Origin of the sequence: Curtobacterium sp. NPDC089991, assembly GCF_044748425.1 — a bacterium.
GTDB lineage: Bacteria > Actinomycetota > Actinomycetes > Actinomycetales > Microbacteriaceae > Curtobacterium.
In genome coordinates, this window is record NZ_JBIVGB010000007.1 from 1 (window position 1) to 26,311 (window position 26,311).

General features: G+C 72.0%; 26 protein-coding genes. 18 read left to right on the forward strand and 8 right to left on the reverse strand.

The window, feature by feature from the left end:
- Positions 1-133 precede the first annotated feature (133 nt).
- The gene (locus ACIPV1_RS17035; RefSeq protein ID WP_123937051.1) at positions 134-2,344 is read right to left on the reverse strand and encodes an NADP-dependent isocitrate dehydrogenase; all 2,211 of its coding nucleotides are present in this window, start codon (positions 2,342-2,344) and stop codon (positions 134-136) included.
- Between the two features lie 193 nt (positions 2,345-2,537).
- Between ACIPV1_RS17035 and ACIPV1_RS17040 the strand changes: the two genes are divergently transcribed.
- Both ACIPV1_RS17040 and ACIPV1_RS17045 read left to right on the forward strand, forming a co-directional pair.
- Positions 2,538-2,903 carry a hypothetical protein gene (locus ACIPV1_RS17040; protein WP_123937052.1) on the forward strand — a complete coding sequence of 122 codons (366 nt, stop codon included), beginning with the start codon at positions 2,538-2,540 and terminating at the stop codon, positions 2,901-2,903.
- Positions 2,904-3,221: 318 nt separating this feature from the next.
- The gene (locus tag ACIPV1_RS17045; protein WP_402726885.1) at positions 3,222-4,913 is read left to right on the forward strand and encodes a cation:proton antiporter; all 1,692 of its coding nucleotides are present in this window, start codon (positions 3,222-3,224) and stop codon (positions 4,911-4,913) included.
- Positions 4,914-4,928: 15 nt separating this feature from the next.
- On the opposite strand, the gene ACIPV1_RS17050 is transcribed toward ACIPV1_RS17045, so the two are convergent.
- On the reverse strand, positions 4,929-5,423 hold the full coding sequence (locus tag ACIPV1_RS17050; RefSeq protein ID WP_111083592.1) for a hypothetical protein: 495 nt from the start codon (positions 5,421-5,423) through the stop codon (positions 4,929-4,931).
- Between the two features lie 161 nt (positions 5,424-5,584).
- On the opposite strand from ACIPV1_RS17050, the gene ACIPV1_RS17055 reads away from it, so the two are divergent.
- The 7 genes from ACIPV1_RS17055 to pucL all read left to right on the forward strand — a co-directional run bounded on the left by ACIPV1_RS17055 (position 5,585) and on the right by pucL (position 12,412).
- Entirely contained in the window at positions 5,585-6,592 is a 1,008-nt protein-coding gene (locus ACIPV1_RS17055) for a M23 family metallopeptidase (RefSeq protein ID WP_402726886.1), read from the forward strand.
- A gap of 142 nt (positions 6,593-6,734) precedes the next feature.
- The gene (locus ACIPV1_RS17060; RefSeq protein WP_123339379.1) at positions 6,735-7,994 is read left to right on the forward strand and encodes a hemolysin family protein; all 1,260 of its coding nucleotides are present in this window, start codon (positions 6,735-6,737) and stop codon (positions 7,992-7,994) included.
- Between the two features lie 114 nt (positions 7,995-8,108).
- Positions 8,109-9,020, forward strand: a complete 912-nt coding sequence (locus ACIPV1_RS17065; RefSeq protein ID WP_111083595.1) for a helix-turn-helix transcriptional regulator — start codon at positions 8,109-8,111, stop codon at positions 9,018-9,020.
- A gap of 40 nt (positions 9,021-9,060) precedes the next feature.
- Positions 9,061-9,855, forward strand: coding sequence for a class I SAM-dependent methyltransferase (locus ACIPV1_RS17070; protein ID WP_123937055.1), 795 nt, complete (start codon positions 9,061-9,063; stop codon positions 9,853-9,855).
- A gap of 169 nt (positions 9,856-10,024) precedes the next feature.
- Positions 10,025-10,507 (forward strand): FBP domain-containing protein, encoded by a 483-nt coding sequence (locus ACIPV1_RS17075; RefSeq protein WP_402726887.1) that lies wholly within the window; start codon positions 10,025-10,027, stop codon positions 10,505-10,507.
- Between the two features lie 184 nt (positions 10,508-10,691).
- Complete coding sequence (gene uraD, locus ACIPV1_RS17080) at positions 10,692-11,489, forward strand: 2-oxo-4-hydroxy-4-carboxy-5-ureidoimidazoline decarboxylase (RefSeq protein WP_402726888.1); 798 nt, start codon at positions 10,692-10,694, stop codon at positions 11,487-11,489.
- 5 nt (positions 11,490-11,494) lie between these two features.
- Positions 11,495-12,412 carry a factor-independent urate hydroxylase gene (gene pucL / locus ACIPV1_RS17085; RefSeq protein ID WP_134194472.1) on the forward strand — a complete coding sequence of 306 codons (918 nt, stop codon included), beginning with the start codon at positions 11,495-11,497 and terminating at the stop codon, positions 12,410-12,412.
- Here the strand turns inward: pucL and ACIPV1_RS17090 are convergent.
- Together ACIPV1_RS17090 and ACIPV1_RS17095 are read right to left on the reverse strand one after the other, a co-directional pair.
- Positions 12,409-13,839, reverse strand: coding sequence for a nucleobase:cation symporter-2 family protein (locus tag ACIPV1_RS17090; RefSeq protein WP_402726889.1), 1,431 nt, complete (start codon positions 13,837-13,839; stop codon positions 12,409-12,411). The genes pucL and ACIPV1_RS17090 overlap by 4 nt on opposite strands.
- 178 nt (positions 13,840-14,017) lie before the next feature.
- A complete protein-coding gene (locus ACIPV1_RS17095) occupies positions 14,018-15,004 on the reverse strand; it encodes an aldo/keto reductase (protein ID WP_132099189.1) in 987 nt (328 codons plus the stop codon).
- A gap of 128 nt (positions 15,005-15,132) precedes the next feature.
- Here ACIPV1_RS17095 and ACIPV1_RS17100 point away from each other — a divergent pair, with 128 nt between their 5' ends.
- The 8 genes from ACIPV1_RS17100 (at position 15,133) to ACIPV1_RS17135 (ending at position 23,518) form a co-directional block, all read left to right on the forward strand.
- On the forward strand, positions 15,133-15,672 hold the full coding sequence (locus ACIPV1_RS17100) for an acyl-CoA thioesterase (protein ID WP_131920901.1): 540 nt from the start codon (positions 15,133-15,135) through the stop codon (positions 15,670-15,672).
- A 103-nt stretch (positions 15,673-15,775) separates the two neighbouring features.
- Complete coding sequence (locus ACIPV1_RS17105) at positions 15,776-16,012, forward strand: hypothetical protein (protein ID WP_402726890.1); 237 nt, start codon at positions 15,776-15,778, stop codon at positions 16,010-16,012.
- Complete coding sequence (locus tag ACIPV1_RS17110; protein WP_402726891.1) at positions 16,009-17,559, forward strand: FAD-binding oxidoreductase; 1,551 nt, start codon at positions 16,009-16,011, stop codon at positions 17,557-17,559. The genes ACIPV1_RS17105 and ACIPV1_RS17110 overlap by 4 nt, the downstream gene beginning before the upstream one ends.
- 144 nt (positions 17,560-17,703) lie before the next feature.
- Positions 17,704-18,336, forward strand: coding sequence for a YdeI family protein (locus tag ACIPV1_RS17115; RefSeq protein WP_402726892.1), 633 nt, complete (start codon positions 17,704-17,706; stop codon positions 18,334-18,336).
- Between the two features lie 9 nt (positions 18,337-18,345).
- On the forward strand, positions 18,346-19,227 hold the full coding sequence (locus ACIPV1_RS17120) for an aldo/keto reductase (RefSeq protein WP_402726893.1): 882 nt from the start codon (positions 18,346-18,348) through the stop codon (positions 19,225-19,227).
- Between the two features lie 165 nt (positions 19,228-19,392).
- Positions 19,393-19,977 carry a PadR family transcriptional regulator gene (locus ACIPV1_RS17125; protein WP_402726894.1) on the forward strand — a complete coding sequence of 195 codons (585 nt, stop codon included), beginning with the start codon at positions 19,393-19,395 and terminating at the stop codon, positions 19,975-19,977.
- Positions 19,974-20,702 carry an ABC transporter ATP-binding protein gene (locus tag ACIPV1_RS17130; protein ID WP_402726895.1) on the forward strand — a complete coding sequence of 243 codons (729 nt, stop codon included), beginning with the start codon at positions 19,974-19,976 and terminating at the stop codon, positions 20,700-20,702. The genes ACIPV1_RS17125 and ACIPV1_RS17130 overlap by 4 nt, the downstream gene beginning before the upstream one ends.
- Positions 20,699-23,518 carry an FtsX-like permease family protein gene (locus ACIPV1_RS17135; protein WP_402726896.1) on the forward strand — a complete coding sequence of 940 codons (2,820 nt, stop codon included), beginning with the start codon at positions 20,699-20,701 and terminating at the stop codon, positions 23,516-23,518. The genes ACIPV1_RS17130 and ACIPV1_RS17135 overlap by 4 nt, the downstream gene beginning before the upstream one ends.
- A 45-nt stretch (positions 23,519-23,563) precedes the next feature.
- Here the strand turns inward: ACIPV1_RS17135 and ACIPV1_RS17140 are convergent, their stop codons facing one another.
- Together ACIPV1_RS17140 and ACIPV1_RS17145 are read right to left on the reverse strand one after the other, a co-directional pair.
- Complete coding sequence (locus ACIPV1_RS17140) at positions 23,564-24,001, reverse strand: hypothetical protein (protein ID WP_402726897.1); 438 nt, start codon at positions 23,999-24,001, stop codon at positions 23,564-23,566.
- 86 nt (positions 24,002-24,087) lie between these two features.
- Positions 24,088-24,411, reverse strand: a complete 324-nt coding sequence (locus ACIPV1_RS17145; protein ID WP_402726898.1) for a hypothetical protein — start codon at positions 24,409-24,411, stop codon at positions 24,088-24,090.
- A 53-nt stretch (positions 24,412-24,464) separates the two neighbouring features.
- Here ACIPV1_RS17145 and ACIPV1_RS17150 point away from each other — a divergent pair, with 53 nt between their 5' ends.
- On the forward strand, positions 24,465-25,007 hold the full coding sequence (locus tag ACIPV1_RS17150) for a TetR/AcrR family transcriptional regulator (RefSeq protein ID WP_402726899.1): 543 nt from the start codon (positions 24,465-24,467) through the stop codon (positions 25,005-25,007).
- A gap of 200 nt (positions 25,008-25,207) precedes the next feature.
- Here ACIPV1_RS17150 and ACIPV1_RS17155 read toward each other — a convergent pair whose 3' ends face one another.
- Complete coding sequence (locus ACIPV1_RS17155; RefSeq protein ID WP_402726900.1) at positions 25,208-25,879, reverse strand: SDR family NAD(P)-dependent oxidoreductase; 672 nt, start codon at positions 25,877-25,879, stop codon at positions 25,208-25,210.
- On the reverse strand, positions 25,876-26,274 hold the full coding sequence (locus ACIPV1_RS17160; RefSeq protein WP_123292986.1) for a cupin domain-containing protein: 399 nt from the start codon (positions 26,272-26,274) through the stop codon (positions 25,876-25,878). Before ACIPV1_RS17160 ends, ACIPV1_RS17155 begins: the two co-directional genes overlap by 4 nt.
- Positions 26,275-26,311 lie beyond the last annotated feature (37 nt).

Genomic DNA, 26,311 nt, shown 5'->3' on the forward strand with positions numbered 1-26,311 from the left:
GGCACGACTCGAGGGCATGAGCCCGGTTCAATACCGAGCTCACGCCCTCGCGGCCTAATCTGACTTCACGGTCCAATAAACCGGGACCAGTTCACAGCTGGCACCGGGCCTCCCGTCCGTCAGGTGCGTGCGTCTAGAGCGCGGCGAGCGTCGCGTTCAACGTGGCGGACGGGCGCATGACCGCGCTCGTCTTGGCGTCATCCGGGCGGTAGTAGCCGCCGATGTCGGCCGGGTGGCCCTGCACGCCGTTCAGCTCCTCGACGATCTGCTGCTCCTGCGCGTCGAGCTTGCCCGCGATCTCGGCGAACGACGCTGCGAGCTCGGTGTCCGTCGTCTGCGCTGCGAGCTCTTCCGCCCAGTACTTGGCCAGGTAGAAGTGGCTGCCGCGGTTGTCGATCGAGCCGAGCTTGCGGCCCGGGGACTTGTCCTGCTCGAGGAAGGTCCCGGTGGCACGGTCGAGCGTCTCACCGAGGATCTTCGCCCGCTCGTTGCCCGTCACACCGGCGAGGTGCTCGAGGCTGACCGCCAGGGCGAGGAACTCGCCGAGGCTGTCCCAGCGCAGGTAGTTCTGCTGCACGAGCTGCTGGACGTGCTTCGGGGCGGAGCCGCCGGCACCGGTCTCGAACAGGCCGCCGCCACCGAGCAGCGGGACGACGGAGAGCATCTTCGCCGAGGTGCCGAGCTCCATGATCGGGAACAGGTCGGTCAGGTAGTCGCGCAGGACGTTGCCCGTGACGGAGATGGTGTCCTCGCCGCGGCGGATGCGCTCGAGCGAGAAACGCATGGCGTCCTCCGGCGAGAGGATCTCGATCTGCAGGCCCTCGGTGTCGAGCTCGCCCAGGTACTGGCGGACCAGACCGATCAGGTTCGCGTCGTGCGCCCGGGTCTCGTCGAGCCAGAACACGGCCGGGGTCTCCGAGGCGCGGGCACGGGTGACGGCGAGCTTGACCCAGTCGCGGATGGCGATGTCCTTGGTCTGGCAGGCGCGCCAGATGTCACCGGGCTCGACGTCGTGCTCGATGACGACGTCACCGGCGGCGTTCGTCACGCGGACGGCGCCGGCGCCCGGGACCTCGAAGGTCTTGTCGTGCGAGCCGTACTCCTCGGCCTTCAGCGCCATGAGCCCGACGTTGGGCACGGAGCCCATCGTCGCCGGGTCGAAGGCACCGTTGACGCGGCAGTCGTCGATCACGGTCTGGTAGATGCCGGCGTAGCTCGAGTCCGGGATCACGGCGAGGGTGTCGTGCTCGTCGCCGTCCGGACCCCACATGTGGCCGGAGGTGCGGATCATCGCGGGCATCGAGGCGTCCACGATGACGTCGCTCGGGACGTGCAGGTTCGTGATCCCCTTGTCCGAGTCGACCATCGCCAGCTCGGGGCCCGCGGCGATGCCGTCGGTGAAGGCCTGCTTGATCTCCGCGCCGTTCGGCAGGGCGTCGAGCCCCGCGAGGATCGAACCGAGGCCGTCGTTCGGGGTGAGTCCGGCGGCGGCCAGGTCGGCACCGAAGCGCTCGAACACCGACGGGAAGAACGCCTTGATGACGTGGCCGAAGATGATCGGGTCGGAGACCTTCATCATCGTCGCCTTGAGGTGCACGGAGAACAGGATGTCCTCGGCGGCGGCGCGCTGGATCTGGTCCTGCAGGAACGCCTCGAGCGCGGCGACGTGCAGCACGGTGCCGTCGACGACCTCGCCCTGCACGACGGGGATCGACTGCTTGAGGACCTGGGTCTCGCCGCCCTCGGCGACGAACGTGATCGTCAGGACGTCGTCGGCGGGGGCGATCCAGGACTTCTCGTTCGAGCGGAAGTCGTCGACGCCCATCGTGACGACGTTCGTCTTCGAGTCGCCGCTCCACGCACCCATGCGGTGCGGGTGCTTCCGGGCGTAGTTCTTGACGGACAGGGGAGCGCGGCGGTCGGAGTTGCCCTCGCGCAGCACGGGGTTGACGGCGCTGCCCTGGACGCGGCCGTAGCGGGCGCGGGCGTCGCGCTGCTCGTCCGTCGTGGGCTCGTCCGGGTAGTCCGGCAGGTCGTATCCCTGCGACTGCAGTTCCTTGATCGCGACCTTGAGCTGCGGGATCGACGCCGAGATGTTCGGCAGCTTGATGATGTTCGCTTCGGGGGTCTTCGCGAGCTCGCCGAGCTCGGCCAGGGCATCGTCCACGCGCTGCTCGTCGGTGAGCCGCTCCGGGAACTGGGCGATGATCCGGCCGGCGAGCGAGATGTCGCGGGTCTCGACGTCGACACCAGCGGTGCCGGCGAAGGCCTGGATGACCGGGAGGAAGGAGTGGGTGGCGAGGAACGGCGCCTCGTCCGTGAGGGTGTAGATGATCTTGGCCATGCTGGCGGGTACTCCCTTGTTCGACCGTCGGTACGTCCACGCTACTCGTGGTGCGGGATGTCTCGACATCAAGATACATGGTCCGGCCTGCGTCCGGCAGGTACTCGGCAGACGTCCTGGAGGCGCACTGTCGGCTCATAGGAACGCTCGGTGGACTGGTCTTCCGCAGTTCCAGAGCCGCAGGAGGGCGATCATGGCGACGACACGAGCGACACCGGAGGACTTCGGGTGGACCGCGGAGGACCTCCGCTCGGCCTACGCCTCGGACGGCAGCGGCCCGTACCGGTACGCGCCGGACGGCAGCGGGCCGTTCTCGTACGACGTCGACGGTTCCGGACCGTGGCTCGTCGGGCCGGAGCCCCGCCGCGGACTGGCCCGTTTCGCCCCGCGTGACCGCGGTGGACGCTCCCGACTCCGCCGCATCGGCACAGCGGTGAGCGCCGGGGCGCTGGCGCTCGTGCTCGCCGTCGGCAGCGTCGCGGTCGTCGCCCACACGGTCCCGCCACACCCGTCCGTGCAGGCGGGCGTCCTCCACAGCCCGGACACCGACGGGACCTGATCGCCCGGACGGCCCCCACCGCACCGCACCGTGCCGGTTCCTTCGTTCGGTGCGAGGATGACCGCCGCGTGCGCGCCTACTGCGCCGCACCGCGCGGCCAACCGCGCACGGGATGACGACGCACGCACCGTGCGGACAGGAGGCACGCGGCCACGCCGCCACGAGCCTCCCGTCCGTCCGGCGGTCGCGCCCACCGCACCGTGCCGGTTCCGCCGTTCGGTGCGAGGATGACCGCCGCGTGCGCGCCTACTGCGCCGCACCGCGCGGCCAACCGCGCACGGGATGACGACGCACGCACGGTGGTGCCACGCTGGACCGGTGACCGAACTCCTCGTCGTGGGCGTCATCGCCCTGATCGCCATCGCCGGTGCCGCCGTGCTCGGGCCCCGCATCGGGGTCGCGGCACCGCTCGTGCTCGTCGTCGTCGGGATCATCGCGAGCCTGCTGCCGTTCATCCCGGACGCGGAGATCGAGCCCGAGTGGATCCTCGCCGGAGTCCTGCCGCCGCTGTTGTACTCGTCGGCGGTGTCGATGCCGTCGATGAACTTCCGGCGCGAGTTCGGTGCCATCAGTGGGCTGTCGGTGCTGCTCGTCGTCGCGAGCAGCCTCGTGCTCGGGCTCTTCTTCGCCTGGGTGGTCCCGGGCCTCGGCTTCTGGTGGGGGATCGCCCTCGGTGCGATCGTGAGTCCCACCGACGCCGTCGCGACGTCGATCGTCAAGCAGACCTCGGTGTCGCGCCGGGCGATCTCGATCCTCGACGGTGAATCGCTCCTCAACGACGCCACCGCACTGGTGCTCCTGCGGACGGCCATCGTGGCCGCTGCCGCGTCGTTCTCGTTCTGGGGAGCGCTCGGCGACTTCGCGGGCGCCGTGGCCATCGCGGTGGTCATCGGCTGGTTCGTCGGCTGGCTGAACGTGTTCGTGCGCTCCCGGGTGCCGAGCGCAGCGGTGAACACGGCGCTGTCCTTCGCGGTGCCGTTCGTCGCCGCGGTACCGACCGAGCACTTCGGCGGGTCAGGACTCGTCGCCGCTGTCGTCGCGGGGCTGTTCACCGGCATCGTCGGACCGCGCAAGCTCCCGCCGGGGCACCGACTGTCCGACGCGCAGAACTGGCAGACCATCGAGCTCGTGCTCGAGGGCGCGGTGTTCCTGACGATGGGGCTCGAACTCGCGACGATCCTCCGCGACGTGCAGGAGGACCACTCCGGCATCGGCCCGGCGCTGCTCATCGCCGTCGGCGCCCTCGTGCTCACCGTGCTCGTCCGGACCGCGTACGTCGTGCCGCTCCTGTTCGCGCTGTCGGCGGCCGCCAAGCGCGGTGAGCGGATGCAGGACCGCTTCGCCGAGATGCACGCCGGCGACCGCGACGCGATGAGCGAGGTGATCCGCGAGCACCGACCGGGCAACCGGGCGCCGTCGGAGCGCGAACTCGACCGGTTCACGACACGCGTCCGGCGAACCCTGGCGGACATCGCGTACTACACGACGGCACCGCTGGGCTGGCGCGAGGGCACGGCGGTGGTCTGGGCGGGCATGCGCGGCGCGGTGACCGTCGCGGCGGCGCAGACCCTGCCGACGGACACTCCGGAACGGTCGCTCCTGGTGTTCGTCGCGTTCGCGGTGGCCCTGCTCTCGCTCGTCGTGCAGGGCAGCACGATCGGCCCGCTGCTCCGTCGGATCGCCGCACCGGTGCCGGACACCGCCGCGAAGGACACCGAGGAACGCGGGCGGTTGCTGGAACTCATGCGGACCGCGGCGGAGCAGGTCCCCGGTACCAGCGAAGCCGGCCCCCGGACGCGCGAGGAACTGGAGGCAGCCGATCCGGCGGAACTCCGCGCGTGGATGGGCCGCGAGAAGGCGCGGCGGCTCGCCGTGCTCGAGGCACAACGCGCCGCGATCCTCGACGCCCGCGACGACGGCACCTTCGACGCCGAGGTGCTCGAGTCGATGCTGCAGAACCTCGACGCCGAGCAGATCGCCCTCGAACTCCGCGGGGCGCCTGCCCGCTGACGACGGCCAGGCCGGTCAGGTGCCGATCGAGACGCGGAACACCCGGACGCCGGCCGCCCGGAGTGCTGCGAGCCCGAGCCGCATCCGCATGCTGCGGAACGGCCGCTCGAACCCCGACGGCGCCGATGCGGCGTCGATCTGGTGGAGCACCTCGGACGTCAGGGTGCGCTCGACCTTGGGCGCGAGCCGTGTCAGTCCCGAGACCGTCACCACGATCCGGACGGCGTGCGGCACGAGCAGCGGGTCGATGAGCTCAGCGGCCGCCTGCGCACGGTGGAACGCGGGGTCGTCACCGGGGCGCCGGATCGCGATGACCGCGAGTTCGGCGTCCCAGGTCTCCTCGGGGTCCGGCAGGTCGTCGACCCCGATGACCCGCATGCGTGCGGCGTCGATGCCCGCGCGCACCGCGGCAGCGCGGAGCACGGGCAGGAGTTCCTGAGTGCCGGCGAGCACGACGTCGGCGGTGCCGAGGTCGACCTGCGCGGGCCGCTCTCGCGGCGATCGGGCCATGGTGCGGGTCCTTCCGTCGCTTTCCCACGACGCTACCGATGTCGGACGGTCGGGGGACGTCGGGGCCCCCGGTGATCAGGTGCCTCCCAGCCCCGCGGTAACGAAAAGATCACGGTGGGGCCTGTACAAAGCGACAGAGTCGTGCAGAATGGTGGGCGGCCATGACGACTGCACCCGAACTCGACCAGCACCCGGAGACCCCGGTGGTGCACCTGTCCCGTCGCGCTGCCCTCGAGGCGGAGCGCGCCGCAGCCCGGAAGCCCCAGCGCCGAGCGGACAAGCCGGAGAAGCCCGCCAAGGTCGCGAAGCCCGCCAAGGTCGCGAAGCCCGTCGGCCGCCGCGCCACCGCAGCCCGCGCGACGACCGAGCACGTCGACACCCGCATCACGCGCGTGGTCCGCCGCCCCGCTGCCACCGTGACGAGCGTCGCGAAGGCCCCACGGGCCTCCCGGTCCGGTCGTGCCGGACGGATCACCCTGACCAGCGCGGCTGCGGCGATCGCGATGTTCGCCGCCTCGGCGATGCCCGCCCACGCCAGCGCCGGCACCTCGATGGCGACCTCGACCATCGCGCCGATCGTGCGCACTCAGGACTACGCGGTCACCCAGGCGGTCACCGCGACCGGGCTCGACCGCGACGGGTTCACCGTCGGCGGCGGTACGACGCGCCGGATCGTCACCACCGGCGGCACGGCCGACACGAGTGGCATCGCGGGCGAAGCCGTCTCGTACGGCGGCGCGGTCCGCTCCCCGTTCCCCGGCCCGGTGCAGATGAGCTCGGGCTTCGGCTACCGCTCGGCACCGTGCGGCGCGTGCTCCTCGCTGCACCAGGGCCTCGACTTCACGCCCGGCATGGGCACGGCCATCGGTGCCGTCGCCGCGGGCACCGTCCGGATCTCGGGCACGTACTTCTCGTACGGCAACGCCGTGATCATCGACCACGAGATCGACGGCCGCCAGGTGTCGACGCTCTACGGGCACATGATCCCGGGGTCGTCGCCGCTCAAGGTCGGCGACCAGGTCGAGGCCGGCGAGTTCATCGGACTCGTCGGGTCCTCCGGCGTCTCGACCGGTGCGCACCTGCACCTCGAGGTCCTGATGGACGGCGTGACCCCGATCGACCCCGAAGCGTGGCTCGAAGCCCGCATCGGCCGCTCGCTGACGACGTAGCCCTCGACACCACCCACCCCGGACGCACAGCAGACGTCGAGCGCTGGTGGGGTGACGTCCCAGCTGCCCTGTGCAGACTCACAGGCATGGACGATCACCACAGACCGCCCGCCCGTCGTCGATCCGAGGAAGCTGCCCGCTGATGGGCGCCGACACCTGGATCGCCTTCGGGCTCGTCATCCTCTTCGTGCTCGTCGGCGGGGTCTTCGCCGCCGCCGAGATCGCACTCGTCTCGCTCCGTGAGTCGCAGCTGCAGCAACTCGAGCGCCGGGGCTCCCGTGGCCTGCGGGTCGCCGAACTCGGGCGTGACCCGAACCGGTTCCTCGCGGCCGTGCAGATCGGTGTGACCGTCGCCGGGTTCTTCTCCGCCGCGTACGGCGCCTCGTCGATCGCGCCCGACGTCGCACCCGTGTTCACCGGGCTCGGACTCGGCCAGGGAGCCGCCGAGACGGTCGCCCTCGTGCTGATGACCCTCGTCATCGCCTACCTGTCGCTCGTGTTCGGCGAGCTCGTGCCGAAGCGACTCGCCCTGCAGCGGGCCGAGGGCTTCTCGATGCTCGTCGCACCGACCCTCGACCGCTTCGCGACCCTGATGCGCCCGGTGATCTGGGTGCTGTCGGCCTCGACGAACCTGGTCGTCCGCGCACTCGGTGGCGACCCGAACGCCCGCAGTGAGTCGATGAGCACCGAGGAGCTCCGCGGCCTCGTCGACGAGCACACCGGCGTCGACGAGCAGGGCCGCCGGATCGCCCGGAGCGCGCTGGACGCCGGTGACCGGATCCTGCGCGAGTCGATGCGCCCCTGGTACGACGTGTCCACGATCGACGCCGCGCTGACCATCGCCGAGGCCACCGACCACGCGATCGAGGTCGGGCACACCCGGTACCTCGTGACCTCCGGCGGACGCGACGAGGTCGACGGCTTCGTGCACCTCCGCGACCTGCTCCGTCCGAGCGACCCGTCCGCACCGGTGTCGACCCTGGTACGCCCGGTGCTCGCGCTGCCGGAGACGAAGTCGCTGTCGAGCGCGATCGCGGACATGCGGACCGACGGGCACCAGATCGCCCTGGTCGTGGACGAGTACGGCGGCAGCGCGGGCATGGTCACGCTCGAGGCGCTGCTCGAAGACCTCGTCGGCCGTATCCGCGACGAGTACGACGAACCCACGGCCGAGCACGACGGCGTGGACGGGTCCACGGTGCTCGAGGACCTCGTCGCCGACGGCGGTCCGGCGCTGCCCGACGGTGACTACGAGACCGTCGGCGGCCTCGTCCAGGTCCACCTGGACCGCGTGCCGGAGGTCGGCGACGTCGTCGCCGCCGGCGGACACCGCCTCGAGGTGACCGCCATGGACGGTCACCGCGTGGCGCGCGTCCGGATCACGGCCGACGTCACGCTCTGAACTCCGCACAGCTGACCTGGAGGCCCGTGGCGGCGCCGCCACGGGCCTCCCGTCCGCCCGGCGGGTACCGCCAGTGCCTGCCGGACGGACAGCGCCGCCACGTACGCTCTCCCCATGGGTATCGACGTGCGCAACGAGATCCGCGACTTCCTGTCCTCCCGGCGAGCGCGGCTCACCCCCGAGCAGGTCGGCATGCCGTCGTTCGGCGGCGGGGTCCGACGCGTCCCCGGGCTGCGGCGGCACGAGGTCGCGATGCTCGCCGGCGTGAGCGTCGACTACTACACGCGGCTCGAGCGCGGATCGCTCAAGGGGGTCTCGGACAGCGTGCTCGAGGGCCTCGCGAGCGCCCTGCAGCTCGACGAGGACGAGCGCGTCCACCTGTGGGACCTCACCCGACTGGCGAACTCCGGCGTCAAGACGATGCACCGCACCGTCCCCACGCGGGTCCGCCCCGGCGTCCAGCGCCTGCTCGACGCCATCACCGGCGCGCCTGCCTGGGTGCGGAACGAACGCGGTGACGTCGTCGCGACGAACGAGCTCGGTCGCGCGCTGTACTCGCCCATGTTCGCCGGCCCGGGGCGCCCCGTGAACACCGCACGCTTCACGTTCCTCGACCCCGCGGCCCGTGACTTCTTCCCGGACTGGGCGCAGACCGCGAAGGACGCCGTCGCCGTGCTCCGGGCAGCCGCGGTGTCGAACCCGTGCGAGCCCGGACTCATCACCCTGGTCGGGGAGCTCTCCACGCGCAGCGAGGAGTTCCGCGGCTGGTGGGCCGCGCACGACGTCCGGCTGCAGCGCGCCGGCGGGAAGCGCATCGACCACCCGATCGTCGGCGAGCTGCGCCTGGCGTACGAGGCGCTCGACCTGGTCGCCGACCCCGGCCTGACCCTGTTCACGTACTCGGCCGAGCCGGGCAGCGAGTCCGAGCGGTCGCTGGCCCTGCTCGGCACCTGGGCCGCGACGGAACGGGCCGAGCAGTACGCGGCCCTGCGCGCGGCGGAGTCGGAGTCCGAGTCGGTCGACTGAACCGCTGGTCGGCCCGGCGCACGGTTCGTAGGCTGGGGCCGTGACGAGGACGACGGACGGATCAGCGGGGGACGCCGACTACGCCCGCATCGGCCAGGACTACCGGCAGTACCGGCGCCCCGAACCGACGTTCGCCCGGGCGATCGCGAAGGCCCTCGGCGACGCCCGCACCGTCCTCAACGTGGGTGCCGGTGCCGGATCCTACGAGCCGACCGATCGCGACGTCACGGCTGTCGAACCCTCGGCGTCGATGCGTGCCCAACGACCGGACACCCTGTCGATGGCGATCGACGCCACCGCCGAGGACCTGCCCTTCGACGACGACACGTTCGACGCCGCGATGACGACGTTCTCGGTGCACCAGTGGGGCGACCTCGAGCGCGGGCTGGCCGAGCTGCGCCGGGTGACCCGGGGTCCGGTCGTGATCCTGACGTGCGACCCGGCCCGCGTCGAGGACTTCTGGCTCGCCGAGTACGCACCAGAGGTGATGGCGACCGAGGCCCGGCGCTACCCGGCGCTCGACCGCATCGCCGCCGCGCTGGGCGACGACACCGTCACGAACACCCCGCTGCCGATCCCGTTCACGTGCGTCGACGGCTTCTCCGAGGCGTACTACGCCCGCCCGGAGCGCCTGCTCGACCCCGGCGCCCGGAAGGCGAACTCGGCGTGGAGCTTCGTCGACGAGCTCACCGCCCGGCGATCGGTGGCCGCCCTCCGTACCGCGCTCGACTCCGGCGAGTGGGACCGGCGGCACGGGGCGCTGCGGATCCAGCCGACCTACGAGGGCGCCCTCGTCCTGGTGACGGCCGTCCCCGCGCTTGACACGTCGACGTAGGCTGGTCGCGTGAGCTTCCAGGAGGTGGTCGGCGCCCGTAACGCCGGCATCAGGGCGTGAGGCCCCCGGTCGTGCCCGCAGGCACGGCCGCCCTCGTCGAACCCTGACCTCCTTCCGCCCGGTGCGGTGTGCGTCCGCACGCCCCGGGCCCGCTCGAAAGCGATGCACCATGCTCCCCATCACGGAGAAGACCCTCCGCACGTCCTTCGTCAACGCCTCCCGCAAGGAGACGACCGACATCACGCTGCCCGCCGACTTCGAGACGATCGACTGGGACGCCCTCGACTTCCTGGGCTGGCGTGACCCGAAGATCGGTCGGCGTGCGTACGCCGTCGTGCCGACGCTCGAGGGAACGCTCGTCGGCATCGTGTTCCGGCAGGCCGAGGCCTCGTCGCGCTCGCGCGCCCAGTGCTCGTGGTGCCAGGACGTCAAGCTGCCGAACGACGTCGTGTTCTACAGCGCGAAGCGGTCCGGCAAGGCGGGGCGGAACGGCGACACCGTCGGCACGCTCGTCTGCCAGGACTTCCAGTGCTCGCGGAACGTCCGGAAGCTGCCGCCGCCCGCGTACGAGGGCTACGACGTCGAGGCCGCGCGCCTGCGGCGCATCGAGGACCTGCAGCTGCGCGCAGCGTCCTTCGCCACCGACGTCTGAGACGCCGAGGTCTGAGCCACTGGCGTCTCGCGTCCGCAACGCGACGGACGGCGGACGGGAGGCGCGGTGCGGGCCGCCACGGGCCTCCCGTCCGACACAGGCGACCGTTTCAGGGCCGCGGGTCGCGTTGCGGGGGAAACCGCCCGGTAACGCGGGTGAAACGGTCGTTCCGTAGCCTCGGCACATGCACCTCGGCGACCTCGACGACGCGACCGCCCCCGACGCTGCCGCGGTGATCCGGGGATGGGCCGACGTGCCCGCGTGGGTCGACGCCCTGGTGGCCGCGCGCCCCTTCGGGTCGGTACCGGCGCTGCTCGACCGGGCACGCGCCGAGTCGGCGTCGTGGGGTGGGCCGGAGCTCGACCACGCCCTCGCGCAGCACCCGCGGATCGGGGAGCGGACGACCGATGCCTCATCGGCCCGCGAACAGTCGTCGATGCGCACCGCCGGCGACGAGGTGGCCGGCCGGATCGCCGACGGCAACGCCGCGTACGAGCAACGGTTCGGGCGGGTGTTCCTGGTGCGGGCCGCCGGTCGGACCCCCGAGGAGCTGCTGGCCGAGCTCGACCGGCGCCTCGCTGGCGACCCGGCGGTCGAGACGCGCGAGGCCGCCGCTGCCCTGGCCGACATCGCCCTGCACCGCATCCGTGCGACCTTCGGCGTGCCGCACCTGACCACGCACGTGCTCGACGCCACCACCGGCACCCCGGCGGTCGGCGTCGGCCTGACGCTCAGCACCGTCGACGGTGACGTCGTCGCGACCGGCTCGACCGATGCCGACGGCCGTGCGGCACTCGGCCCCGACGTGCTCGCGCGCACCGACCACGTACTGCGCTTCGACACCGGCCCGTACTTCGCCGCTGCCGGGGTGCCGACCTTCCACCCGTTCGTGACCGTGGCGTTCCGCGTCACGGGAACCGAGCACCTGCACGTCCCGCTGCTGCTGAGCCCCTTCGCCTACAGCACCTACCGAGGGAGTTGACCGCCATGTCGGAGACCACCGTCCACCTGGGACCGAACAAGTACGGCAAGGCCGAGAACCGCTTGGTGCGGGTGACCCGGCACGGCGACCGGCACGAGATCGCCGACCTGACCGTGACGTCGCAGCTCATCGGCGAGGCGTTCGCCGGGTCGTTCACCAGCGGCGACAACTCCCGGATCGTCGCGACGGACACCCAGAAGAACACCGTGTTCGCCCTGGCGAAGGAGCACGGCGTCGGAGCCCCGGAGGACTTCCTCGCACTGCTCGCCGACCAGTTCACGAGCGAGTTCGACTGGGTCGAGGGCGGACTCTGGCAGGCGGAGGTGCACCCGTGGGAACGCATCACGGTCGACGGACAGCCGCACGACCACTCGTTCCGACGCACCGGCACCGGGACCCGTCTGGCGACGGTGCACGTCGAGGGCGGCGAGCGCCACGTCACCGGCGGCGTCAAGGACCTGGTCGTCTTGAAGTCGACCGGGTCCGAGTTCCACGGGTTCCCGCGGTCGCGGTTCACGACCCTGCCGGAGACGACGGACCGCATCATGGCGACCGAGGTCACGGCGCGGTGGCGGTACCTGCCGTCCGCCGTCGCAGCGGGGATCGACTACGACGCCCTGTACGAGGAGGTCGTCGCCGTGATGCTCGAGCAGTTCGCCACGGTGCACTCGCTCGCCCTGCAGCAGACGCTGTGGGAGATGGGCCGGGCGGCGATCGAACTGCGGCCCGAGCTCGCCGAGGTGCGGTTCGCGATGCCGAACAAGCACCACTTCGTCGTGGACCTGTCGCCGTTCGACCTGACGAACGAGAACGAGGTGTTCATCGCGGCCGACCGTCCCTACGGGCTGATCGAGGGGACGGTCGTCCGCGACGGCGTGGCCGAGGCGCCCCGCGCGTGGGAGCACCTGCCCGCCTTCGTCTAGGCCGAGGGCTCGCTGCTCGGCTCGCGCGGTCCGCGCGAGTCGGGCAGCGCGATCGGCGCCGTCGACCGCACCCCGTCGTACGAACCGACCGCCGGGTCCTCGCCGTACCGCTCGGCCACGGAACGCGACCCGAGCAGCAGGTTGAGCAGGATCGCCGCGACGGCGCCGGCCGAGATCCCCGAGTCGAACACCAGCGTGAACCAGGTCGGGAACTGCCCGTAGATCTCCGGGGCGACGGTCGGCAGCAGCGCGATGCCGAGCGGCAGCGCCACCACGAGGACGTTCCGGTTGTCGAACCGCACCTTCGACAGCGTCCTGATGCCCGAAGCCGCCACCATGCCGAACAGGGCGACACCGGCACCCCCGAGCACCGCGTGCGGGATCGCCTCGACCACCGCGGCGACCTTCGGCACCAGGCCCAGCACCACGAGGATGCCGCCTGCCGCCGTCGCCACGTACCGGGAGCGCACGCCGGTCAGTGCGACGAGCCCGACGTTCTGCGCGAACGCCGTGTACGGGAACGTGTTGAACACCCCGCCGACGACGGTGCCGAGTCCGTCCGCGCGCAGACCGTCGGCGAGCGTGCGCTTCGACACCGGGCGGCCGGTGACCTCGCCGACCGCGATCATGTCGCCGGTGGTCTCGGTCATGATCACGAGCCCGACGACGAGCATCGACACGATCGAGGCGAGGTCGAACGTCGGCAGCCCGAAGCGGAACGGCGTGACGAAGGCGAACCAGCCCGCGTCGCCGATGCCCGACCCGTCGACCATGCCGGGGACGAACAGCGCCACGACCGTGCCGAGCAGCAGTCCGAACAGCACCGAGACCCGGGCGAGACCGCGCGGGGCGAACCGTTCGACCAGGACGATCGCGAGCAGGACCCCGGCGGCGAACGCGACGTCGAGCGGGTCGGCAGCACCGTCCTTGCCGCCGTCGGTGACCCAGCCGGCGGCGACGCTCATGAGCGACAGACCGATGATGAGGATGACCGTGCCGGTGACGATCGGTGGGAACAAGCGGACGAGCTGCGCGAACCATGGTGCGACGACCACCATGAAGACGCCGCACGCGATCGTCGCCCCGTAGACGGCGGTGATGCCGTGCTCGGTGCCGATCGCGATCATCGGGCCGACCGCGGCGAACGTGACGCCCTGCACGAGCGGCAGCCGGACTCCGAACCGCCAGAAGCCGACGGACTGCACGATCGTGGCGAGGCCCGCGACGAACAGGTCGGCGCTGATGAGGAAGGCGAGGTCGGCGCTGTCGAAGCCGAGGGCCCCACCGACGATGAGCGGGACGGCGATCGCGCCCGCGTACATCGCGAGCACGTGCTGCAGGCCGAGCGGCAGGAGCCTGGCGAGCGGTGGGACGGAGTCGACGCCGTCCTCGGTCGGTGTCGCGCGCGGTGTCTTCGTGGTCGTCATGGCGTCCCCTTCGAGCGGTGGTTTCCCTGTGCTCCGGACGCTATGCACCCCGTGTTTCCCCGCGATGACGGGCGTGGGTCGCGTCGGTCACCGGACCAGCGCCCGAAACGCACGCCGAGACGGCCTGGAGGCCCGTGGCGGATCCGCCACGGGCCTCCAGGCCGACAACCGGTCGCGTCTACCGACCGATGGTCGACATGTCGGGGTAGCGGTCGCCGGTCGGGACCGGGAGCGCCGACAGGCGCGTGACCTGGTCCGCGGTGAGGGTCAGGTCGGCGGCACCGACGTTCTCCTCGAGGCGCGACACGCGCTTCGTGCCCGGGATCGGCACGACGTCGTCGCCCTGGGCGAGCAGCCAGGCGAGGGAGACCTGGGCCGGGGTCGCGTCGGCCTCGGCGGCGATCGCCTTGACGGCGTCGACGATGCGCATGTTCTGCGCGAACGCCTCTTCCTGGAAGCGCGGGTTCGCCAGGCGGAAGTCGTCGGAGTCCAGGTCGGACGGCTTCGTGATCGCACCGGTCAGGAACCCGCGGCCGAGCGGCGAGTACGGCACCAGTCCGATGCCGAGCTCGCGCAGAGTGTCGAGCACCGCACCCTCGGGGTCGCGCGTCCACAGCGAGTACTCGCTCTGCAGGGCGGTGATCGGGTGGACCGCGTGGGCCTTCCGGATGGTCTCGGGTCCGGCCTCGGACAGGCCGATGTGCCGGATCTTGCCCTCCTGCACGAAGCCGGCGAGCTGCCCGATGACGTCCTCGATCGGGACGGCCGGGTCGACGCGGTGCTGGTAGTACAGGTCGATGTGGTCGGTGCCGAGGCGCCGCAGGGACCCCTCGAGGGCCTCGCGCACGGACTCCGGTGCGGAGCTGATGCCGCGGCCGGTGGCGGGCGTCTCCTCACCGGCGGTGTGGGTGATGAGGCCGAACTTCGTCGCGATCACGACGTCGTCGCGGCGGTCGGCGAGGGCCCGGCGGAGCAGGTCCTCGTTCGTGTAGGGGCCGTACGCCTCGGCCGTGTCGAACAGGGTGACGCCGAGGTCGATCGCGCGGTGGATGGTGCGGATCGACTCCGCGTCGTCGGTGCCGGCGCCCGTGTAGAAGGCGCTCATGCCCATGGTGCCGAGGCCGACGGGTCCGACCTCGAGGTCTGCGAGCTTGCGTGTCTGCATGGTGCAGGTCTACTCCGGGAGCACCGCTCGGAGGAAGGCACTGCCTGTGCCGGTCAGACACGGGCACCGTTCGTGTGGATCCTCCAAGGTCCACGCGGGGCAGCGCGGCCTTCTGGTGTGATCGGGGCGTGAACCTGTACTTCCGGCTGTTCCTGTTGCGCCTGCGTGTCCGGCTCCGCCCGACGACGGGTGGACGGCGGCCGTCGCTCTGGGACGAGGCACGCACACCGTTCCGCGTGACCCTGACCGACCTGGACCCGCTGCGGCACGTCAACAACGGGAAGTACCTGTCGATGCTCGACCTCGGGCGGCTCGACCTGATGCTGCGGTCGGGGTTCTGGGGCGCGATCGCGGAGCGCGGCTGGTACCCGGTCGTCTCGGCGCAGACCATCACGTACAAGCGGTCCCTGACGCTCGGGCAGCGGTTCGAGCTCGTGACCCGGGTGCTCGGCGTCGACGACCGGGCCGTGTACCTGGAGCAGACCTTCGTCCGTCGCGGAGCCGTCGTCGCCCGTGCCGTCGTGCAGGCGCGGTTCCTGCGCCGCGCCGGCGGGACGGTCCCGATGGCGGACCTGCTCGACGCCGTCGGCGGAGCACCGGCCGACCGTGAACTGCCCGCGTGGGTGCACGGGTGGGCTGGTGCCGTCCGGATCAGCAGCACCGCCTGACGGTCACGGAACGGCGACAGATCCCGGCTCCGTTGGATGGCATCGCACCGCCGGCGCTACGCTGCGAGCACGGGGTGGATGCCCCGGACGGAAGGGGAACGTCGTGGTCGTCGTGTGGATCGTCATCGGAGTGGTCGTGGTCATCGCCGCGCTGCTCACCGTGCTCGAGGTGCAGAACCGCCGTCGTGCGAAGCTCCTCGCCACCCTCGAACCCGTCGACCCGACCGTCGGAGCCCGTTCGCTCGCCGACGCCGAGGCGCAGCGGGCGATGACCCAGGGACTCGCGACGGCCGCACACCCGGGGACGACCGGCGTCGCGGGCGGACTCGCCGGGTCGTGACGCACCGCCCGACCAGGCGGATCCTGCTCGCCGGGGGCGTCGGACTCGGGCTCGCCGGGGTCCTGGCAGCGTGCACCCGGCCGAGCCCCACTCCGTCGGGTTCGCCGCGACCGACCGCCAGCGGCTCCGCACAGCCGACGAGGACGCCTTCGAGCACGCCGACGCCCGGCGGCCCCGACTCGTGGGACGCCCTCGCCGCCGCGGTCTCCGGCACGGTGCTCCGGTCCGGGTCGAACGGGTGGGACAGCGCCCGCGTGCTCGAGAACCCGCGGTACGACGACGCCGACCCGCAGGGCATCCTGCGCGTCGCCGGGGTCGCGGACGTGCAGGCCGGTCTCGCCTTCGCGCGGAACACCCGCACCCCCGTCGCACTGCGCGCGGGTGGGCACTCGTACACGGGCTGGTCGGCCGGCGGCGCACCCGGGACCGACGTCCCGCGGTCGCTCGTGATCAGCACGCAGGACCTCGACGACATCGAACTGCACGACGACGACACCGTCACGATCGGCCCGGGCGCGCAGCTCGGGGACGTCTACGCCGCGCTCGCGAAGGCCGGACGGGCGATCGGCGCCGGCTCCTGTCCGACCGTCGGCATCGGCGGGCTCACCCTCGGCGGTGGGGTCGGCGTGCTCGTCCGCTCGTTCGGGCTGACCTGCGACCAGCTCACCGGCGTCACGCTCGTCACTCCGGACGGCGCCGTGCACGAGGTCTCGACGTCCAGCGAACCGGACCTGTTCTGGGCCTGCCGCGGTGGGGGCGGTGGAACCGTCGGCGTCGTGACCGCACTGACGTACCGGACGCAGGCCGCGCCTCCCGTCCTGCTCTTCGGCATCACGTTCGCGTGGTCGGCCGCCGCTGCCGTGGTGCGCGCCTGGCAGGACTGGGCGCCCACCGCCGACCCGAAGCTGTGGTCGACGCTCAAGCTGCTGAACGGCAGCCGGCACACCGCCCCGACGGTCACCGTGACCGGCGTGTGGACCGGATCGAAGACCGGCGCCGACACCTCCGTCGACGGTTTCATCGCCGCCACCGGTGCGAAGCCCCTCGCCCACACCGGGCAGGTGCTCACCTACGGTGCCGCGATGTCGGCGCTGGCGGGGAAGCCGCAGCGGGTGTCCGAGGCAGCGACGTCGTCGATCGGATCGGCGAAGCTCACCGACGCGCAGATCGACGTGCTCGTCGCCCGGGCGGCCGCGGCGGGCGACGTCGACGGCAACCTCGAGGGCGGGGTCGCGCTCGACGCCCTCGGCGGCGTCGTGGCGGACGTCGGCCGGACCGACTCGGCGTTCCCGTGGCGATCCGCGCTCATGACCGTGCAGTACACCGCGGTCTTCGCCGACGGCGCGGACCCCGCACCGTTCGACGCGTACGTGCGGGGGTTCCGACGGGCCATGCGGCCGGCGTGGGGCGACGCGGCGTACGCGAACTACTGCGACGCGGCGATCACGGACCCGTCGGCGTACTTCGGGGACAACACCTCGCGCCTGCACCGCATCGCCGAACAGGCGGACCCGACGGGCGTGCTCGACCAGCCGAACTGGGTCTGACGCCGCACGAGTCTCGGCCCGACGCACGCGAGTCTCGGTGTGGGCGACAGTTCTCGTGGCGCGCACCGCGCGGACTGTCGCCCACGCCGAGACTCGGGCAGGAGCCGGGGCCGGCCGGCCGGCGGGCAGTCCTACGATGACCGCATGGACATCGTCGACCTGGTGCTGCCGGACGTCGCCGCGTGGCGCGCCTGGCTCGACGCGCACGAGGGCGACGCCGACGGGGTGTGGCTCGTGCTCGCGAAGAAGGGCGTCACCGAGCCGACGACCCTGACCTACGACACCGCCCTCGACGAGGCACTGTGCTCCGGGTGGATCGACGGGCAGAAGCGCGGCCGCGACGAGGCGACCTTCCGCCAGCGCTTCACCCCGCGGCGGAAGGCGTCGCTCTGGTCGCAGCGGAACATCGGACTCGTCGCGACGCTCATCGCCGACGGCCGGATGCGCGACCGCGGTCAGGCCGAGATCGACCGGGCCAAGGGCGACGGCCGGTGGGACCGCGCGTACGCCGGCGCCGCGACCGCCACCGTCCCCGACGACCTGCAGGCGGCACTCGACGCCTCGCCCGCGGCCGCCGCCCTGTTCGCCGAGCTCGACGGCACGAACCGGTACGCCGTGCTGCACCGGATCACGACCGCGCCGAGCGCCACGACCCGGACGAACCGGCTGACGAAGCTCGTCTCCGGGTTGGCGCGTGGCGAGACGCCGTACCCGCGTCCGGACCGGTCGGAGCGCCGGGGGACACCGACTCAGGGACCGGCAACGCCTCCGGCGTAGACCGGGGACATGACCACTGACACCGACACCACGAACCGCCCGGCCGCGGCCTCCGGCACCTTCCGCATCGGTGGCGACCTCGAGGTCCACCGCCTCGGCTACGGCACCATGCAGCTCACCGGCCCCGGCGTCTGGGGACCCCCGAAGGACCACGACGAGGCCGTCCGCGTGCTGCAGCGCGCCGTCGAGCTCGGCGTGGACTTCTTCGACACCGCCGACTCGTACGGCCCCTACGTCGCCGAGGAGCTCCTGCACGAGGCGCTCCACCCCTACGGCGACGACGTCGTCATCGCGACGAAGGCCGGACTCACCCGGACCGGCCCGAACGAGTGGCCGCCGGTCGGCCGCCCGGAGTACCTGCGTCAGGAGGCCGAGATGAGCCTCCGCCGTCTGGGCCTCGAGCGCATCGACCTGTTCCAGCTGCACCGCATCGACCCGAAGGTCCCGCTCGAGGACCAGGTCGGCGAGCTGAAGAAGCTGCAGGACGAGGGCAAGATCCGGCACATCGGCCTGTCCGAGGTGTCGGTCGACGACGTCAAGGCGGCCCAGGAGATCGCGACGATCGTCTCCGTGCAGAACCTGTACAACCTGCAGAAGCGCGACGCCGAGGAGCTCCTCGACTGGTCGACCGAGCAGGGCATCGCGTTCATCCCGTGGTTCCCGCTCGCGACCGGCGGGCTGACCGGTGAGGACTCTCCGCTCACCGAGATCGCGTCGCGCAAGGGTGCTTCCCCGGCGCAGCTCGCCCTCGCCTGGCTGCTCAAGCGCTCGCCCGTCGTGCTCCCGATCCCCGGCACCTCGAGCGTCTCGCACCTGGAGGACAACCTGCAGGGCGCGACCATCGAGCTGACCGACGACGAGTTCGAGGAGTTGTCGAAGCTGGGTTCCTGACCCTTCGGTCGCGGACGCGACCGAACGGCGGACGGGAGGCACGGTGCCAGCTGGCACCGTGCCTCCCGTCCGTCTCCCGCGCTCTCCACCACCGCGCTTGCGCATGCATACTTGGTATGGGCATACTCGGTATGTCCATGGTGGACGAGAGACGGGGGAAGTGTCATGAGCGTACGGATGGGCGTACTCGCGCTGCTGGTGGGGGGACCCGGGTACGGGTACCAGCTCAGGGGGGAGTTCGAGCACCGCACCGGCGGGAGCTGGCCGCTGAACATCGGCCAGGTCTACACGACCCTCGACCGCCTGGAACGCGACGGCCTCGTGGCCCGCGGCGACACCGACGACGACGGCCACGTCGTCTACACGGTGACCGACGCGGGTCGCGGGGAAGTGGCGCGCTGGTTCAGTGAGCCGGTGCCCGCCAAGCGCGGACGCGACGAACTGGCGATCAAGCTGGCCCTCGCCGTCACCGTGCCGGGTGTGGACGTCACCCGCCTGGTGCAGGTGCAGCGGGCCGCAGCGATCCGGAACCTGCAGGACCTGACCCGGCTCAAGCGCACGACCGATCCCGCGACGGACCTGGCGTGGTCGCTCGTGCTCGAGTCGATGGTGTTCCAGGCCGAGGCCGAGGTGCGCTGGCTCGACCACGTGGAGTCGACCGTGGCGCGGTACCGGCCGGACGAGCACCCGGCGGCTGACGCCGACTCCTCGTCCCCGACCGCTGCCGACGTCGCGCGGAGTGCACGGTGAGCGCCGCACCGCTCCTGCAGCTCGACGCCGTCAGCGTGCACTACGGCTCCGGTGTCAAGGCCGTCACGGCCCTGGCCGGCATCGACCTGGCCGTCCAGCGCGGCGAGATGGTCGCCGTGATGGGGACCTCGGGCTCCGGCAAGTCGACGCTGCTCGCCTGCGCCGGCACCCTGCTGCCGCCGACGAGCGGCGAGGTCCTGATCGACGGCGCGTTCGTGTCCGATCGGCCCGCCAAGGAACTCGCGGCCCTGCGCCGTCGCCTCATCGGGTTCGTGTTCCAGGACTTCAACCTGATCCCCTCGCTCACCGCCGTCGAGAACGTGTCGCTGCCGCTCGAACTCGACGGTTGGAAGGCCTCGCAGGCCCGGCGCGCCGCGGAACTGGCGCTCGACAACGTCGAACTCGCACACCGCGCCGACGCCTACCCGGACGACCTGTCCGGCGGGCAGCAGCAGCGCGTCGCGATCGCCCGGGGCGTGGTCGGCGAACGTCGGCTCGTGCTGGCCGACGAGCCGACCGGCGCACTCGACTCGCAGACCGGCGAGGTCGTGCTCCGCATGCTCCGACGACACGTGGACGCCGGAGCCGGCGCGCTCCTCGTCACCCACGACGCCCGGCACGCGGCCTGGGCGGACCGGATCGTCTTCCTGCGCGACGGTCGCGTGGTCGACGAGACCGTGTACTCGGGCGTCGAGCTCGCCCTGTCGGACCGGACCGCGTCGTGAGCCGGCGTCGGCGTCCCGGTACCGGCCGGACGCCGTTCGCCCTCCGACCGGCGCTCCGTCTGGGGCGTCGACTGGCCTTCGCGAAGGCCGGTCGTGCGGCACTGATCATCGCGCTCATCGGCATCCCGACCGCCGGGTTCGCCGCAGTGGCGGTCGTCGTGCAGTCGACACAGCCCACGGTCGAGGAGTCACTGGACTACGACCTCGGCAACGCGGCGGCGCAGATGCGGGTGTCCGGACCGGACCTGCCCGGCATGCGGCAGGACCCGGTGCAGTGGCAGTTCACCGACTCGAAGCGGAACAGCCCGGTCACGAAGGCCGACGAGGACGCCCCGTTCGCGAACGTCCTCGCCCACGTGCCGGACGGTGCGCTGTCGATCCCGGTCGGCAGCACCCCCGTCGTGGTGCAGGGTCCGCGGGGCCCGGTGGGTCTGGCCGCGGTGGAGGGCAGCGTCTGGGACCCGTCCCTCGAGGGGCACTGGCGCGTCCTCGACGGCTCGGCACCGACCGCACGCAACCAGCTCATGGTCACGCCCGCGACCCTCGACCGGCTCGGTGCGCACATCGGTGACACCGTCGACCTCACCGACCCCGTCACGAAGCGGTTCACGATCACCGGGACGATGCGCGACCTCGGCTCGGCACCGAGCGAGCAGGGGGTGTTCCTGCCGTGGGGGACGACGCTGTCGACGACCGACACCACCGACGACGTCGGCCTGACGGACGTCACCGTCTACCTGCCGTCGGACGCCCCGACCTGGTCGGAGATCCGGCAGCTCAACGCGCACGGTATCGTCGTGCAGTCACGCCCCGTGGTCCTCGACCCGCCGGACGCCCGCCTGCCCGGCGGCCAGATGAGCTCCTCGCTCCTGTGGTACCTCGGTGCGATGGCGCTGCTCGGTGTCTTCGCGATGTTCGAGGTCGCGCTGCTCGCCGGGGCCGCGTTCCTGGTCGGGACCCGGGCGGACACCCGTTCGTACGCGATCGTGACGAGCGTCGGCGGGGACAAGCGGTTCGTCCGGACGATCGTCGCCGGCTCCGGCCTCGTGCTCGGGTCGATCGGCGCCGTCCTCGGCGTCGCGGCGGGCACCGGGCTCGGCGTCGTGGTGTTCCGCCTGATCGACAACGGCGACGTCGTGTCGTTCCCGGGCCTGCACGTGCCCCCGCTCCTGCTGCTCGTGGTCGCGGCCGCCGGCATCCTGGCCGGGCTGGTCTCCGCCCTCGTCGCCGCTCGGGCCGCCACGCGCATCAACGTGCTCGCAGCGCTGCGGGGTTCGCTCCGTCCCACGCCCGTCGACCGTCCGGCCCGCCGTCGGCGCCGCGTCTGGGGGCCGGCGCTCGTCGTCGCCGGCGCCGTGATGACGCTGGCCTGCGGCGTCGGGGTGCTCATGCTCAACGACCGCCCGGTGCAGGACGACCACTGGGCCTGGGTGGCCGGTGCCGGGGTCGCGCTCGGTCCGTGCCTGATGCAGCTCGGCATCGCGATCTGCTCGCCGTGGCTCCTGGCCCTGGTGTCCCGGATGTCCGCACGCCTGGGCCTGTCGGCTCGGTTGGCCGCCCGCGATGCCCGGCGCAACCCGGTCCGGACGGTGCCGGTGCTCGCCAGTGTGATGAGCGTCGTGTTCGTCGCGTCGGTCGTGATCACGTGGAGCGCATCGAGCCACGCGCAGTACGTCCGCGGGTACGAGTACACGACGGCGGTCGGGGTCGCGACGTCCGAGGTGCAGCTGTCCAGCAAGGACGGTGCCGCCAGCGGGCACGACGCGGCGTTGACGGCCCACGCGGCGAAGGTCGTCGCGCGGGTGCTCGACCACGACCGGATCCGGGTGCTCGGCGTGGCCGAGGGCTGGGCGGGCGACACCCCGTCGTCCGTGACGATGCCGCACCGGTGGACGGACTTCGACTGCGACGGCTACGACTCCACGTCGTGCTCGTACTACCTCGACACCGCTGACGCGACCGTCCCGCACATCTGGACGGGCACCGTCGACGACTACGCGGTGCTCACCGGACACCGACCGTCTGCTGCCGTGCGGGATGCACTCGAGGGCGGCAAGGCGGTGTCACTGTGGCCGGAGTACGCCCACGACGGTGCGGTCCGCATCGACACGTTCCACGACCGCACGTGGGAGAGCCCGACGATCACGACGAGGACGAAGCCGGACGCCAGCGTGTCGATCCCGGCCGTGCTCGACGTGCAGTCGCCGCGGATCCAGGTCGGCGTCTTCATGACGAAGGCGACCGCTGCGCACTACGGGGTGCGCGCCGTCGACGGCATGCTCGTCACGACGCTGCCCGGGGACATCGCGCCCGAGCAGTGGGACGAGCTGAGTTCCGCCTGGCAGAGCTTCGGTGGCGCGGACCGCGCTCGGTGGGACGGCCCGCAGTTCGCCTACGAGGCCGGCCCGGTGGACAACGGCGCGCTGATCCGGGCGATCGTGCTCGCGCTCGCTGCGGCGGTGACGATCGGTGCGACGGCGGTGGCCATCGGGCTCGCGCGGTCCGACGGGCGCCGAGACGACGAGGTGCTCGACGCGATCGGTGCCGCACCACGACTGCGACGGCGGGTGTCGACCTGGCAGGCGGCGATCCTGGCCTCGGTGGGCGCGGTGATCGGCACCCTGCTGGGGCTGCTGCCGATGCGAGCACTCACCCTGCGGTTCACGGAACCAGCGGTCGGGTCGAACCACATGCCGTTCGTGCCGGACTGGTCGATGCTGGCCGTGCTCGGGATCGGGTTGCCGCTCCTGGTGACGGCCGGGGCATGGCTCACCGCGCACGGCCGACGCCGGGTGGCGGTGCGGCGGGCGCACTGAGGTGTGGGGCGGCGCTGCACGTGGCGCCGCCCCGGTGCAGCCCGGTCAGGCGCCGGGCTGCACCACCATGAGCACGGCGACGACGACCCACACCAGGTTGAACAGGCCGACCAGGGCAGCGAGCTTCCGCGGCGAGCGCTCGGTCCCGTTCCCGCGCAGGACCTCGCGCTGCTCCGGCAGGACCCCGAGCGCGAGGATCCCCGCAGCCAGCGCGGTCAGACCGATCGAGACGAGCAGCCACGCCTCGTCGAGTGCCCCGACCTCGAACGCCAGGGCCATGCCGAACGTCGGGACGGCGAGCGAGATGATCGAGTACACGTGGCAGATCCGGTGCAGGACCCTGGCGACCGCTCGGGCCACCTGGTCGCCCGGATCGGCGACGAGCGCGCGAGCCGGCTTCGGGAACATGCTCCCGGCGACCGCGACGGGTCCGAGGGTGAGCAGCGCCGCCACGACGTGCACGGTGAGGAGGACGCTGGACATCGCTTCCAGCCTAGGGCGCGGTACTTCGTGAGCAGAAATGGTCGGGTGGCCGTCGGCGGACTCGACCATTTCTGCTCACGAAGTGGTCACACGTTCGGGATGGACACCTCGGCCAGCACGACCTCGTCGTCCATCGGGATCGGACCGCGCACCCGAGGGACCCCGTCGACCCATTCGACCGGCACTCCCGCAGCGGCGAGCCCCTCGACGCTCAGGTCGATCCGGAGCAACGGCAGCGCGAGGTCGCCGTACCGCTCGGCCACGACGTCGGACACCTGGTCGGGCGTGGTGGCACGGACGTACCCGCCCGGCTCGAGTGGCACGCCACGGGTGGACACCTCGTACTCGCCGAACCCGCGGCTCATCTCCCAGTCGTCGGCGATCGCCACGTGACAGACCACATCGGTCATGGACCCTCCTCAGTAATGAAACGGGAGCGTATCATTACGACTAGGATGGGTCCGTGAACAAGCGAGGACGTCCGACCGCCGACGAGCGGACCGCCCGTGACGAGCGGATCCTCGACGTCGCGACCGCACTGTTCCTCGAGCACGGGTTCGCGGGGGTCGCGCTCGACCGCATCGCCGCCGAGGCCGGGGTCACCAAGCGCACGCTCTACACGGCGTTCGGCGACAAGCCCGCGATCCTCCTCGCGGTCGTGCGCCAGCAGCACCAGTACGCCGCGCAGCCCGCCGCGGACCTCGTGTCCACGGCCACGGCGATCGGCAGCGCGTTGCTCTCGGACCGCGCCGTCGCCCTGCACCGGCTCGTCATCGCCGAGTCGGCGCGATCACCCGAGCTCGCCCGTGAGTTCCACGAGGCCGGCCCGCTCGCCGCCCAGCAGGCCCTGGTCCGCGCCGGAGCGACTCCGGAGACCGCCTCCGAGCTCTTCACCCTGCTGCTCGGGGAGCTCCACCGCGAGCGCCTGCTCGGCCTGGCTCCGGCCCCGACGGCGGCCGCGGTCGCCGCACGCGCCGCGCGTGCCGTCGCGGTGCTCTCGACGTGACCCCAGGGCGGACGGGAGGCCCGTGGCGGCGTCACCACCCTCCCTCGCAAGCTCGGTCGGCGCGGGCCGCGCAACGCTTCGCGTCGCCGTTGAACGGTCCGCGCCCGTCCGCCACATGGTGAGCAGAAATGGTCGGGTGGCCGTCGCGGACCCGACCATTCCTGCTCACGAAGCGGCGAGCGACGCGGCGCGAACCGCGCTCAGGCGGGGTCGGGCAGCGCCTCCGCGTACGTGCGGAACTCGCCGCGCTCCGAGTGGATCGCCCACAGACGATCCGCGATGGACTCGCCGGAGTGCTCCGGCTGCCCGTCGTCGATGCCGAACGGGATGATGAGCTGACCGACGTGGACCTGCTCGTCGCGCACGGCGTCGTGCAGGAGCTGGGCGTAGGCGCTCTCGGCAGCGAAGGCGACCGAGGTGCCGGTGACCCGGCCGCCGGGACGCACCGCACTGCCGCCGTTCACGAACAGGATCGTGCCGTGGCCGATCGCGCGCATGCCGGGCAGCACCTGGCGGACCGCGTTGACCGAGCCGTAGACCGAGAACTCGATCGGGCCGACCAGGTCCTCCGCGGTGGTCTCGAGCACCGGACGCATGTACTCCTTGGCGGGGAGCGGACTGTACTGCAGCACCTCGATGGGGCCGAGCTGCTCGGTCGCACGCTCGAGGGCGCTGCGGAGCGAATCGCCGTCACGGACGTTCGCGGCGAACCCGGCCGCCGTGATGCCCTGCTCGCGCAGCGACGCGGCGAGGCCGTCCAGGCGGTCCTGGTTGCGGGAGACGAGGGCGATCGAGAAGCCCTCGCGGCCGAAGCGCTCGGCGACGGCGAGACCGAGGCCCTTGCCGGCCCCGATGATGGCGATGGTGGTCATGCGGAGTACTCCTCGTCGGTGACGTGCTCGAGCCAGGTGGTGGTGGTCGCCGGGTCGTCGGCGAGGTCGAGCATCGCGAGGTGCTCCATGTAATCCGTCGGGGTCGCACCGTGCCAGTGCTCCTCACCCGCAGGCGTGTAGACGGTCTGGCCCGGCTGGACCTCGATCACGCCGCCGTCACGGGTACCCATGCGCGCGACGCCCTCGGTGACGTGCAGGGTCTGGCCGTTGGCGTGCGAGTGCCAGGCGGTGCGGGCGCCGGGCAGGAACCGGACCTTCGCGACGGTCATCGACTGGCCGGCTTCCTTCGGGCTGGCGATGGCGTCGAGGTACACGTCGCCGGTGAACTGCGCGGCCGGGTTCTTGACGGTCGGCTGCTTCGGTTGGATCTCCATGGCCCCGACGGTAGGCCGATGTGCGCACCGGAGGGAG